Here is a 12,437-nt window from a genome sequence, read left to right as displayed (position 1 = left end):
GTCGTTGCACGCCACGCGGGCCCGTGCCGGGTAGGGTACGGGCCATGGCGTCCCCGAAGTCCTCCCAGCCCGAGCCCACCGCGTTGAAGGAGCTGGCGCTCCTGTTCCTCCGGCTGGGCACCACCGCCTTCGGCGGCCCCGCGGCCCACATCGCGATGATGGAGGACGAGGTGGTGCGGCGCCGCCAGTGGCTCACTCGCGACGAGTTCGTGGACCTGCTCGGCGCCGCCAACCTCATCCCCGGCCCCAACTCCACCGAGCTGGCCATCCACATCGGCCACCGCCGTGGGGGCTGGCCCGGGCTGGTGGTGGCGGGTGTCTGCTTCATCCTCCCGGCCTTCCTCATCGTCGGCACCATCGCCTGGGCGTACGCGCGCTTCGGCAGCCTGCCCCGCGTGGACGCGCTGCTCTACGGCGTGAAGGCCGTCATCATCGCCGTGGTGCTCCAGGCGCTGTGGGGCCTGCTGCGAAGCGTGGTGAAGACGCGGCTCGCCGCCGGGGTGGGCGTGGCCTCCGTGACGGCGGCCTTCCTGGGCGTGGACGAGCTGCTCCTGCTGCTATTGGCCGGGCTCGCCGTGCTGCTGTGGCGCGCGGGCGAGCGGAGTCGGCGGAGGCCGCCCGGGCCGCCCCTGGCGCCGGAGCAGGTGCCTGCACGGGCGGCGACGCGTGAGGCCCCTCCGGCGTCGCCCGGCGGAGGAGGCTCCACCACGGCAGCCCTGCTTCCCCTCTGGCCCGTCCCGGTGACGGGCGCCCTCGCCACGGCGGTGCCCTTCTCCCTGTCCGGCCTCTTCCTCTTCTTCCTCAAGGTGGGCTCGGTGCTGTACGGCAGCGGCTACGTGCTGCTGGCCTTCCTGCGCTCGGACCTGGTGGAGCGGTACGGCTGGCTCACGGAGGCGCAGCTCTTGGACGCGGTGGCGGTGGGGCAGGTGACGCCCGGGCCCGTCTTCACCACGGCGACCTTCATCGGCTACGTGCTGGGCGGTGCGTCCGGCGCGGTGCTGGCCACGGTGGGCATCTTCCTGCCCGCCTTTGTCTTCGTCGCACTCAGCGGACCGCTGGTGCCGCGCCTGCGCCGCTCATGGGTGGCGGGGGCCTTCCTGGACGGCGTCAACGTGGCGTCGCTGGCGCTGATGGCCGTGGTGACGTGGCAGCTCGGACGCGCGGCGCTGGTGGACGCGTGGACGGTGGGGCTCGCCACCGTGTCCGCGGTGCTGCTCATCCGCTTCCGCGTCAACTCCGCGTGGCTGGTGCTGGGCGGAGGCGCGGTGGGGATGCTGCTGGGCGCGCGCTGAGTCACCGCGCGGACGCGGCGCGCTTCCTCCGGGCGGCGGAGATGGCCAGCCCGAGCACCGCCAGCGGGACGCCGATGACCACCGGCCACAGCCACAGCGGCTCGCCGCCGTGCACCACCGCGCGGAACTCGCGTCCGTCGGCGGGCGCGTCCACCAGCTCCGCCAGGGGCACCTTCCACTCCACGGTGTCCTTCTTCTCGTTCACCGTGCCGTTCGTCTCGCCGATGCCCGGCCCGTGGACGCGCACGGTGACGTGGTTGTTCGCGAAGAGGGCCTTCGCCATCCCCTTCGCGATTTCCTTCGCCGCCAGCTCGGCCGGGTCCTCGCGGTCCTTCACGGGGGCCGCCGCCTTGTCCGGGGCGAAGCGCTGGGTGAAGACGTAGTCGCCACCGTCGCGCTCGATTCGGAAGTCCCAGTGGCCCGGGCTGCCCTTGCGCTCGCGGGCCGCGTCGTCCGCGAGCTGCCGGTACAGCTCCGGCAGCTTCGTCGCGTCCCTCACCGTCAAGTCGTGCACGAGGTGGACCTTGTCGCCCTCCTCGTAGGTCCGCTGCTCCAGCTTCTCGACGTTGGGGTCCTTGCCCACCTTCTCGCGGGCGGCCTCCTGCTCCTCGCGGACCTGGTCCAGGAGGCTCTTGCCGCCCCGCGTCTCGCCGAGCGCCATCAGCCCCTTGGGAATGGCGAGGTCCAGCACCACGCGCGCGGAGCCGTCCGGGTTGATCCACACCTCCTGCACGAGGTCGAAGCAGCCGGTGAGCGTGAGCAGCACCAGCGTGGCGAGCAGCCACGGCGGGCGGGGCGTGGAGCGCGGGGCCATGAAGTCCGTTCCGTTCTCGCCGGCACGGCCCGGCGACCGCGTCCTACTGTGCCCGAAGGGACGCGCCCCGCGCCACTCAGGCCGGGGTGAAGGGCAGGGCGGCCACCTTCGCGGTGGCGGGGCCTCCCGCCAGCGTCAGCTCCGTGCCCGGCTCCAGCGAGTCGCGGTGCACGTAGCCCAGCGCCACATGCTGCCCCTTCACCGGCGAGCGCACCACGCTGGTGAGCCAGCCCACCTTCTTCTCCCCGCGCCGCAGCTCCGTGCCCGGCGCCACGTCCGCGTCACCCAGCAACAGGCCCGTCAGCTTCCGGTTCATGTGTCCGCGGAAGGTGGCGCGGGCGATGACCTCCTGCCCGATGTAGCAACCCTTGTTGTAGGAGATGGCGCTCGCGAGGTTCGCCTCCAGGGGAATGGTGGTGTCCACCATGTCCTGCCCGTACCGGGGCACCCCGGCCTCCACGCGCAGCAGCTCCAGCACCTCGAAGCCCAGCGGCTTCAGTCCGTGCGCGGCGCCGGCCTCCGTCAGGGCCCGCCACACCGGCTCCAGTCCGGCGCGCGGCACCCACACGTCCACGCCATGGGGCTCCACCGCCGAGTTGCCCACCAGGACGACGTCCTGCCCGGCGAGCGAGGCGGTCCGGGTGGCATGGTGGGCGAGCACCTCGAAGGGGCCGCCCAGGGCGGCGGCCAGCACCCCGGCCGAGCGGGGGCCGAGCAGCCGGAGGAGGCCATGCTCCCCCGTCGCCTCGTGCAGCTCGGCGTCCTCGGAGATGAGGTATTTGTCCAGGAACTCCCGGACCTTGGTGCCGGTGCCGGGCTCCAGCTCCAGCAGCAGGTCCGCCTCCCGCTTGAGGATGCGGGCGTCCGCCACCATGGCCCCCTTGGCGTTCACCATGGCGGCGTAGGCCGCCGAGCCCACGGGCAGGTTCTTCACCTCCTGGGTCACCATGCCGTGGAGGAAGGAGGCGCGGTCCTCCCCCGTTATCCGGAGGATTTCGCGGTAGGAGGCGTCGTGGAGGGCGACGGCCTCGTGTGCCGCCCGGTACTCTCCCTCCCCGTCTCCATACCCGGCCACGGCCTCACGGCCGCCCACGTCCATGAAGCGGGCGCCCGTCGCCTCGTGAAGAAAATGCAGAGACAGCGGTTCCATGTCCGTCGCTATATAGAGGCGAAGGAGCGAATGCCACGATGGATGTGAAGCACCTGTCCACCTTCCAGGGTTTCTCCCCGGAGAAGCTCCAGAAGCACAACCTCTTCCAGTCCGAGCGCTTCTTCCTCGACGTGTACTGCGTCGCGCCCGGCCAGGCCCAGAAGCCGCACCGCCATGCCACCTCCGACAAGGTGTACGTCGTCCTGGAGGGGCGCTGCCGCTTCCGCGTCGGCGCCGAGGAGGAAGTGCACGGCCCTGGCGCCTCCATCTTCGCCCCCGCGGGCTCCGAGCACGGCGTCGTCAATGACGGCCCGGAACCCGCCCGACTCCTCGTCCTGATGACCCCGCCCCCGGAGCACGCATGAGCCCGAAGTCCTCTTCCAAGGCCCCCCCTCCCACGGCTCCCGTCCGCGGCGCACTGGCATTGCTGGTGCTGGGCCTCGCCGAGAGCGGGCTCGCCATCTTCCAGTGGATGCAGCTGCTCACCCTGCGCGGGGGCGGCGCCACCGTGTGCGGCCTCTCCGAGACGGTGAACTGCGAGACGGTGTGGAACTCGCCCTTCGCCAGCCGCGTCCACGAGGTGCTCGGCATCCCCGTCGCCGGCCTGGGCGTGTTGTGGGGCCTCGTCGCGGTGGGCCTGTCCGCGCTGTACCTCGCGTGGGCCCGCGCGGGCCGCTCCGTGCGTCCCGCCGCCAACGGCCTGAGGTTGGTGGCGCTGGCGGGCGCGGTGTCCGTGCTCGTCTTCGGCCTGGCCAGCTTCAGTACGGGCGCGGTGTGCCCGACGTGCCTGGGCACCTACGTGTTGGTGCTGGCCTTCGCGGGCGTGGCCTGGCGCGGACTGCCCGGCCCGGTGGCGCCGGCCTCCGGCGAGTGGGGCTCCACGCTGCAGTGGACGGTGGGCATCACCATCGCGGCCTTCCTCGCGCTGCTGCTCCCCGGGCGCGCCACGCCGAAGGCCTCCGACAACATCAGCGCGCTGCTGCCGCCGCCGCCCGTCAGCAGCCAGGGCAGTGAGAGCTCGGGACAGGCCAGCAAGCCGCCCGCGTCGCTGGAGGAGTTCCTCGGCAGCCTGAGCGCGGACCAGAAGCAGTTCATCGCGGACGGGCTCGCGCAGTACCGCGCCAGCTCGCCGTTGCCCGCCGTGGCCCCCGCGCGCAAGCTCTACGGGCCGCCGGACGCGCCGGTGAAGATTGTCGAGTGGACGGACAGCAAGTGCCCCCACTGCAAGGCGCTGGTGGAGGAATTGTCCGTGCTGAAGAAGCGCGTGCCCGAGGGGACGATGTCGCTGGAGGCCCGCCAGTTCCCGCTGGACGGCGCGTGCAACCCGGCCATTCCGCGCCGCGGCCCGGATGCGCCCAGCGTGCGCTGCACCGCGGCCCGGGCGCAAATCTGCCTGGAGGGCGCGTCGGACTACTGGGAGCTGCGCGAGAAGCTCTTCGCCGCGCAGGCCTTCCTCGACACGGAGCGCGTGCTGGAGATTGCCTCCTCCGGCTCGGTGTCGCGCATGCAGCTGGACGCGTGCATGTCGAGCCCGGCCACCGCGGCGAAGCTCCAGGAGGACTCCACCTACGCGATGAAGCACCACATCAGCGGCACGCCGCTGGTGGTGGTCAACGGCCGCCAGGCGCCGCCGTCCGCGCCGCTGCTCTACGCGCTGGTGATGGCGGGCGGCAACCCGAGCGCCCCCGCCTTCAACGTGCTGCCGCCGCCGCGCCCCATGCCGGCCGGGGGCGACCACGCGGGCCACAACCACTGACGGGACGCGAGAGCCACGCCATGGGCAAGCGCGACAAGAAGGCCGAGGCGCCCGCCGCCCCGGCAGCCCCGTTCAACAACCCGTTCGCCGCGCTGTCCTCCAAGCGCGAGGAGCTGCCCCAGGCGCCCGCCGCGCCCGTGCGGCCTCCGCCCGCGAAGCCCGAGCCGAAGGGCCCCGCGCGCGCCGTGGTGCGCATGGAGCGCAAGGGCCGTGGCGGCAAGGAAGTCACGGTGGTGGAGCACCTGGAATTGCCCGCGCCCCAGCGCGAGGTGTGGCTCAAGGCGCTGAAGAACTCGCTGGGCTGCGGGGGCGTGGTGGAGGATGACGCCCTCGTGCTCCAGGGCGACCAGCGCGAGCGGCTGCCGGCACTGCTGGAGGCGCGCGGCGTGCGCAAGGTGACGGTGGGCTGAAAACGCAGCGGGCCCGGGCCGCTCGAAGCGCCCCGGGCCCGTATGCGCTACTTCACCGTGCCGGCTACAGCGCGGCGATGATGGCGTCGGTGAACTCGCGGGTGGTGGCGCCGCCACCGAGGTCGCCGGTGCGCACGGTGCCGCCGCTGTAGACCTTGTGGATGGCGCTCTCCATGCGGCGAGCCTCCTCGCGCATGTCGAGCCAGTCCAGCATCATCACCGACGACATCATCAGCGCGGTGGGGTTGGCGATGCCCTTGCCCGCGATGTCCGGGGCGGTGCCGTGCACGGCCTCGAAGACGGCGGTGCGCTCACCGATGTTGGCGCCGGGCACCACGCCCAGGCCGCCCACCAGGCCCGCGCACAGGTCGCTGACGATGTCGCCGTAGAGGTTCTCCGTCACCAGCATGTCGAAGCGCGTCGGGTCCTTGACGAGCTGCATGCAGAGGTTGTCGACGATGACCTCCTCGTACGTGACTTCGGGGTACTCGCGGCCCACCTTGCGGCAGCAGTCCAGGAAGAGGCCGTCCGACAGCTTCATGATGTTGGCCTTGTGGACGGCCGACACCTTCTTGCGCCCGTGCCGCTTGGCATACTCGAAGGCGAAGCGGGCAATGCGGGTGGACGCCTTCTCGGTGATGATCTTGAGGGACTCCACCACGCCCGGGACGATGATGTGCTCCAGGCCGGCGTAGAGGTCCTCGGTGTTCTCGCGCACCACGATGAGGTCCACGTTCTCGTAGCGCGTCTTCACGCTGGGCACGCTCTTCACGGGCCGCAGCGACGAGTACAGGTCCAGCCGCTTGCGCAGGCCGACGTTGGCCGAGGGCAGGCCGCCGCCCACCACGGTGCCGGTGGGGCCCTTGAGCGCGACGCCGCTGCGCAGCACCGCCTCCACCGTCTCGTGGGGAAGGTTGGTGCCGTACTTGGCCACCACCTCGGTGCCGGCGTCCTTGTGCTCGAACTCCAGAGGCACCTTGAGCGCCTCGAGGACGCGCACGGTGGCCGCCATCACCTCGGGGCCAATGCCATCGCCATTGATGATTGTGACAGTACGGGTGTTCGCCATGGGTGCGGATTCACAGCACAAAACCCCAGGGCCCGAAAGGACGAAAACCGCCCCGTTTCAGCGGGGGGCATGGCGGCCATGAGTCCGGAAGGCCCGGGCGCGGGCTGCCCGCTCCCTCTCCGGGCGGGAGGGCCTCCGTCCGGTGCCACCGCTCAGTGCTCGGAGGTGGACGTCGGGCGCGGCACCGGGGCGCGGCGGCGGGTGGGCGCGCGGCGCTTGTGGATGGCGTAGGGCCGGTAGAAGGACTCCCAGAGGGCGGCGCGGCGGCCCCGGGGGCGTGTGCGCAATTCGCCCATGGGGGCGCGGATGAAGAAGGAGGAGATGAACAGGTAGGTGGCGGCGACGGTGAGGAAGACCAGGAAGGCCATCACCACGGGGCCGGGGAGCCAGGCCACGTGGGCGCGGTAAAGGAACTCGGCGAAGTCCTTCGGCGGCTTGGGGTGGCTGTAGACCTTCACGAACCACGTGGCCATCAGGACCATCAGGATGGGCCCATAGGCGCGGTTGAGCCGCGTGGAGATGGCGGAGAAGAGCGACAGCTGGATTTGCGGGCGGGACATCTCCACCGCCAACTCGCGCATCGCGTCCGGGTCCAACGGCTCGCGCCGGAGCATGGGCGCCCACCAACCGTCTTCCAGCAGACGGACGCGGCGGTTCCACAAGTCGTAGTACCGGTAGCGCCGCGCCTCGATGAGGAGGAACGACACCACCATCCAGATGCCCACGAGGAAGGTGACGTGCGAGCTCTGCGGCGTGGCGAAGCCGAAGGAGATGACGGCCGCCGTCGTGGTGAGCGCCCAGTTGGTGGTGGTGTCCAGGCGCGTGCGCCACGTGTCGGAGCGGCTCAGCTCGCCACGGAAGAGCTGTGCCATGGCCTGCTGCGACAGCCAGGGTGGCTCCATCAAGTCGTTCTTGTTGCGCTCGGTGCCTGCCATCCGTCCCTGCAAGGTGGGCCGCCTGGTAACCAGATGCAACGCGGGAGCGGGGCGGCGAGCAACCAGGCAGGCGCAGGGTGGCCATGGCGGGCGGGCGTGCACACCTTCCCGTCTTGAAAGTGTCCGCCGTCAATCCCATCCAGGCCCTCTCCGACCTGCTCCAGGAAGAGCGCGAGCGCGTGGCGCGCCTCTGGGCAAAGCGCCTGCGCGCCGAAACGTATGAAGTGGACATCCCGGGGCGGGATTTGCGCGCCCCGCTGCGCCAGCTGCTGGACGAGCTGGCCCGGCTGCTCAGGGACCGCGGGGATGATGCGGTGCGCCTGTGGCCGGAGGTGGTGCGCTCGCACGGCGCCTATCGCTACAGCCAGAACTTCGAGCCCGAGGACCTGACGCGCGAGTTCAAGTCCCTGGAAGAGGTGTTGCTGTACGTCTACGGGCGGCGCAACGGGGACTCCATCGAGCCGGAGGTGGCGGAGCTCATCGCCGAGCTGGTGTGGGAGGCGCACGCGGCGGCGCAGGCGTCCTACGCGCGGGTGCTGAAGACGGAGGAGGTGCGCTTCCGCGAGGCGGCGGTGATGGAGTCGGTGCTCAACCAGGTGGACGTGGGCATCCTCCTCGCGGAGGTGGACGGCACGGTGTCGTTCGTCACGCCGCCGGTGAGCCGGCTGATGGGGCTGCCCATGCGCGCGGTGCTGGGCGCCCGCGCGTCGAACACGCTCAGTCCGGTGCTGTCGCAGGTGAACGCGCGCCACCTGACGGGTGAGCCGTTCAAGGTGACGGACATGCCCTTCCTGCGCGCGCTCAAGGAGAAGGGGCCGGTGCGCGGGGTGATGATGGTGGTGGAGCGCCCCAGCGGCGGCGAGGCCACGCTGGAGCTGAGCGCCACGCCCGTCTGGGAGGAGGAGGGCGAGCTGGCCGGCGCCATCCAGACCTTCACCGACCGAAGCGAGGCGGTGAACAAGACGAAGGCGCTGCAGAGCGCGCACGGCGAGCTGCGCCGCCTGCAGGGACGCCTGTTGCAGCGCACCCGCCAGCAGGCGCTGGGGCAATTGGCCAGCGGCGCGGCGCACGCGCTCAACAACTTCCTCAACGTGCTGCGGCTGCGAATCACGCTGTTGCAGCGTGAGTTCAAGGCCGAGCACCTGGAGGCGCTCGACAAGACGGTGGGTCAGATTGGCGAGCTGGTGGCGCGGCTGCAGGAGTTCAACGTGCAGCGCACCCAGGAGCAGCCCACCGACGTGCCGGTGGACCAGACGGTGCGCGAGGCGCTGGAGCTGGCGCGCGGCGAGCTGGAGCAGCGCGAGCACCCCGTCCATGTGGACCTGGACCTGGGCGGCCCGGGGCAGGTGCGGGCGGACGCGGGCTTCTTCCGCGAGCTCATCGTCAACCTGCTGCTCTCCGCGAGAGACCGCATGGAGAACGGCGGCCGGCTGCGCGTCACCACCCGCGCGAATGGCGAGCCGTGGCTCACGCTGCGCATCGAGGACGAGGGCCCGCCCTACGCGGTGGAGGAGCTGACGCAGCTGTTCGACCCGCTGCGGAGGGACACCGGGGCGCCGCAGCTGTCGCTGTACCTGGCGGTGGCGCGCGCGCAGGTACAGCGCTGGGGTGGCGAGCTGACGGCGGAGAACAGCACGACGGGGCAGGGCGCGGCCTTCGTGGTGCGGCTGCCGCGCGTGCATGAGGCGGCGGCGCAGGCGCCCCGCCCGGAGGCCTCGCGCGCGGAGGTGACGCGGCCGGAGGCGCCCCGGCGCTTCCAGAAGACGCGCCGCGTGCTGGTGGTGGACGACGACTTGGACAACGCGCGGATGATGGCGGAGGTGCTGGGCGAGGAGGGCTACGAGGTGCAGGTGGCCCACAGCCCGGAGGTGGCGCTGGGGATGTGGGACCGCCGCCGCTTCGACGCCGCGCTGCTGGACGCCGTCATGCCGGAGATGAGCGGGTGGGAGCTGGCGCGCGAGCTGCGGCAGCGCTCACCGCAGACGCTGCTCGCCATCGTCACCGGCATGGACGTGCGCGGGCAGAACCGCGCCAACCTGGCGCTGGTGGACGCGGTGTTCCGCAAGCCCATCGACGTGGGCGCGCTGGACGACTTCCTCGGGCAGTCCGAGCACGGCGAGGGCGAGGGCGGGTCGGCCGGAGACGCGGGCCCGGCAGCGCCGGATGTGGGGCCCTCGGGGTTGCAGCATTGAGCGTGTAGCATCAGGCGCTCCAAGCCCATGATTCTCTACGACGAGAGCACCCTCTCCCGAGTCCCCTGGCCTGACACCTCGGAGGGGCGCTTCGCGCGCGACTTCCTGGGCCCGCTCCTGCGGCAGGGCAGCACCGCCTTCGTGTCGGACCGGACGACGCTGCGGCTCGTCGGCCTGGACGGGCTGCTCATTCCCGTGGCCGTCAACGACGCGGAGTATGACAACTCGCCGCTGTTCTCCGTCTTCGCCCGCTACGTCAGCACGCAGCTCGCCATGATGGATGCGCGCAAGTGGGGCGGCGCATCCGGGTGGGCCGTCCGTCGCGTGCTCCAGAGTCTGGGGCTCTTGCTCAAGTCGGCGCGCATCGACCGGTGTGTCTACGTGGACCACTGGCTGGTGCTGCGCAACCTGGGCGCCCGGCTGTCTTCGGAGCAGGTGCGGCGGCTCACGGACTTCCTGGCTGAGCGCTTCCCCGGGCACGCCATCGTCTTCTCGTCGGTGAACCCGGCCACGCACGCGCCCCTGCTCAACCACCTGCGGGACGGGGGCTACGACTTCGTCTATGCCTTCCACACCCGCATGCTCCTGCCCTTCCGGGACGAGGTGAGCCGGCAGGTGCGGGAGAACCGCCGCCGGGACGCGCGGCTGCTGGAGGCGGCCGGCTACCGGCTCGTGGACGGCGCCGACGTGCCGGACTGCGCGCCCCGGTTGCTGGAGCTGTACCGCTCCCTGAACGAGGAGAAGTACTCGACGAGCATGCAGCTGTCCGTCGCCTTCTTCGAGTCCGCCCTGCGCGACGGGACGCTGCGCTTCCGCCTGGCGGTGAAGGACGGCCGCATCGACGGGTTCTATGCCTTCATCGTGAGCGACGACGTCGTTTTCTCGCCCCTGTTCGGGTACGACGTGAGCCTTCCCCAGGAGCTCGGCCTCTACCGGGGGCTCGTGTACCACCTCATGCAGGAGGCGCTGGACCACGGGCTGACGATTGAGCTGGGCGCGGGCGCCGACGGGTTCAAGAGCCTGCGCGGCGACAGGCCGGTGCCCCGCTTCACCGCCGTCTACACCCGCCACCTGCCCGCGTGGCGGCGCACGGGGTGGCGGCTCTTGCAGCGCTTCGCCAACAAGGCGCTGATGCCGTCGTCCCGGTCCTATCTGCGCACCATCGACGGTGACGCCGTGTTGGGCTTCGACGCAATGCCCGAGGTCTTCACGACGCCCACCGGCGCGAGCCCGAGCGAGGCGGCGGAGGCGCTGCGTCAGGAGCTGGCCTCGCTGGAGCGGGCGCTGGAGGCGGCGTCCGTGCTGGAGGGCGAAGCCCTGGCCCGGGCCGTCACCCCGCTGTCGGCGAAGCTGCACAACTGGCCCCAGCCCACCCGGAGGGTGCTGGAGCTGCGTGGGCGGCTGGAAGCGCTGGAGCTGCGCCAGCGGCGCGAGGCCACTGCCCGGGCCCAGGCGTCAGGGGCCTCCGCCGCCGAGGAGGCTCGCCAGCTGCTCGAAGGCGGGGTGCGGCTGGGAGACACCGTCCTGGTGTCCCGGCACCTGGGAGAGGCCCCCGCTCAGCACCTGCGAGCCCTGGTGGACTGCCTGAGGGCGCATGATGGCTGTGCCGCCGCGGTGCTGACCGCTACGCGCGGCGAGAAGGTGGTGCTCGTCACCGCGGTGACGCAGGCACTGCTCCAGCGCGGTGTGGACGCGGGTCAGCTCATGGCGCACGTCGCTCCCGCGGTGGACGGCAAGGGCGGTGGCGCGCCGGAGGTGGCCTGGGGCGGTGGGTCGCGCGCCGCCGGCATCGACGCCGCGCTCGAGGCGGCGCGGCGCTACCTGGATGCACGCCTGCAAGGGCCGTGAAGCGCCACGGCGCGAACGAGCCTCGCAGCCGGTCAGTTGCGACGGAGGCCGCGACGACGCTCAGCCCCTTCACGAGGTGCGAGTCGCGGTAGCCGGGGCGTCGCGCTTCACACCCGCAGGCGTGAGCGAGCACCGGGCGACAGCCGGAGCACCTCGGGCGCGGACTTGAGGCGGCGCTTCAGCTCTGGCTCGACGCGCGCGCTCCACGCCGGCGAGGCCGTGAGCCGTGACAGGCGCTCCTGGAGGGCCTCGGCGCCGGGCGCGCCGGAGAACCAGATGAAGACGTGCTCACCCTCCCGGACGGGCAGCGCGGTGAAGGTGTTGGGGCTGTCGTCCGTCTGGAAGTACGCCGAGACGGGCAGGCCGGCCTCGGCCAGCGCGGGCTTCAGCTCCTGCTCGAAGAAGCGGACGAAGTCCTCATCCACCGGCGCGTCGAATGCGTACACCGTGGCCAGGACGACGCTCGGGGGGATGGCGGTGGCACCTTTCGGGGGACGCTCGGCCAGGGGGTGGCCGAAGCCGGAGCCGGGGCGGGAGGGCTTGAGCAGCAGCACGTTGGAGGAGTCCAGCATGGTGCCGTTCGCCGTCTCGCGGTTCGCCTTCCAGATGGGGCCGCCGTAGAAGGCGGTGAGCCCCTGGTGCCGCGAGGCCATGTCGGAGAAGCCGCGGAGCCAGACGAAGCGGTCCGGCCGGTCGAGGTCTCTGAACTCCCCCGGAATGGCCATGCCGACGGCCTCCTGGCCTTCGATGAACTCGCGCTCGAAGAGGTCCACCAACGTGTCCCGCTGGCCGGGCTTCAGGGTGTACTGGCGGAGCTCGACAATCGCGCAGCAGGAGTCGTGGGGCATGGAGGGCGCGTCCGTGGTGGGCCGTGAGCCCGCGCAGGCCAGCGAGAGCAGCAGGAGGGCGGGTGTGAAGACTTGAGGCCGTGGCATGGGCGCAATGTCCACGCTGGAGTGGCCATCCTCAAT

At 71.6% G+C, this 12,437-nt stretch carries 11 protein-coding genes; 6 read left to right on the top strand and 5 right to left on the bottom strand.

What is annotated here, in order from left to right:
- The first annotated feature begins 44 nt into the window (after positions 1–44).
- Positions 45–1,292, top strand: coding sequence for a chromate efflux transporter (gene chrA, locus G4D86_RS40475; RefSeq protein WP_163999647.1), 1,248 nt, complete (start codon positions 45–47; stop codon positions 1,290–1,292).
- A gap of 1 nt (position 1,293) precedes the next feature.
- On the opposite strand, the gene G4D86_RS40470 is transcribed toward chrA, so the two are convergent.
- Both G4D86_RS40470 and ygfZ read right to left on the bottom strand, forming a co-directional pair.
- Entirely contained in the window at positions 1,294–2,106 is an 813-nt protein-coding gene (locus tag G4D86_RS40470; RefSeq protein ID WP_163999646.1) for a hypothetical protein, read from the bottom strand.
- Positions 2,107–2,182: 76 nt separating this feature from the next.
- Positions 2,183–3,256, bottom strand: a complete 1,074-nt coding sequence (ygfZ, locus tag G4D86_RS40465; RefSeq protein ID WP_163999645.1) for a CAF17-like 4Fe-4S cluster assembly/insertion protein YgfZ — start codon at positions 3,254–3,256, stop codon at positions 2,183–2,185.
- Positions 3,257–3,294: 38 nt separating this feature from the next.
- Here ygfZ and G4D86_RS40460 point away from each other — a divergent pair, with 38 nt between their 5' ends.
- Genes G4D86_RS40460 through G4D86_RS40450 form a run of 3 tightly spaced genes read left to right on the top strand, consistent with a single transcriptional unit; the run spans position 3,295 to position 5,422 of the window.
- Positions 3,295–3,621: a cupin domain-containing protein gene (locus G4D86_RS40460; RefSeq protein ID WP_163999644.1), complete on the top strand. Its 327-nt coding sequence runs from the start codon at positions 3,295–3,297 to the stop codon at positions 3,619–3,621.
- Entirely contained in the window at positions 3,618–5,012 is a 1,395-nt protein-coding gene (locus G4D86_RS40455; RefSeq protein WP_163999643.1) for a vitamin K epoxide reductase/DsbA family protein, read from the top strand. Before G4D86_RS40460 ends, G4D86_RS40455 begins: the two co-directional genes overlap by 4 nt.
- Before the next feature lie 20 nt (positions 5,013–5,032).
- The gene (locus G4D86_RS40450; RefSeq protein WP_163999642.1) at positions 5,033–5,422 is read left to right on the top strand and encodes a translation initiation factor; all 390 of its coding nucleotides are present in this window, start codon (positions 5,033–5,035) and stop codon (positions 5,420–5,422) included.
- Between the two features lie 64 nt (positions 5,423–5,486).
- Here G4D86_RS40450 and G4D86_RS40445 read toward each other — a convergent pair whose 3' ends face one another.
- On the bottom strand, positions 5,487–6,491 hold the full coding sequence (locus tag G4D86_RS40445) for an isocitrate dehydrogenase (NAD(+)) (protein WP_163999641.1): 1,005 nt from the start codon (positions 6,489–6,491) through the stop codon (positions 5,487–5,489).
- Between the two features lie 152 nt (positions 6,492–6,643).
- Entirely contained in the window at positions 6,644–7,426 is a 783-nt protein-coding gene (locus G4D86_RS40440) for a DUF2270 domain-containing protein (RefSeq protein ID WP_163999640.1), read from the bottom strand.
- Positions 7,427–7,545: 119 nt separating this feature from the next.
- Here G4D86_RS40440 and G4D86_RS40435 point away from each other — a divergent pair, with 119 nt between their 5' ends.
- Both G4D86_RS40435 and G4D86_RS40430 read left to right on the top strand, forming a co-directional pair.
- Positions 7,546–9,618 (top strand): response regulator, encoded by a 2,073-nt coding sequence (locus G4D86_RS40435; RefSeq protein WP_420821885.1) that lies wholly within the window; start codon positions 7,546–7,548, stop codon positions 9,616–9,618.
- 27 nt (positions 9,619–9,645) lie between these two features.
- Positions 9,646–11,466: a GNAT family N-acetyltransferase gene (locus tag G4D86_RS40430; protein WP_163999638.1), complete on the top strand. Its 1,821-nt coding sequence runs from the start codon at positions 9,646–9,648 to the stop codon at positions 11,464–11,466.
- 107 nt (positions 11,467–11,573) lie between these two features.
- Here the strand turns inward: G4D86_RS40430 and G4D86_RS40425 are convergent, their stop codons facing one another.
- Entirely contained in the window at positions 11,574–12,401 is an 828-nt protein-coding gene (locus G4D86_RS40425) for an NIPSNAP family protein (RefSeq protein ID WP_240360752.1), read from the bottom strand.
- Positions 12,402–12,437: the final 36 nt, after the last annotated feature.

Origin of the sequence: Pyxidicoccus caerfyrddinensis, assembly GCF_010894405.1 — a bacterium.
In the GTDB taxonomy this organism is placed as follows: domain Bacteria; phylum Myxococcota; class Myxococcia; order Myxococcales; family Myxococcaceae; genus Myxococcus; species Myxococcus caerfyrddinensis.
This window is presented reverse-complemented; position numbering and strand designations above follow the sequence as displayed.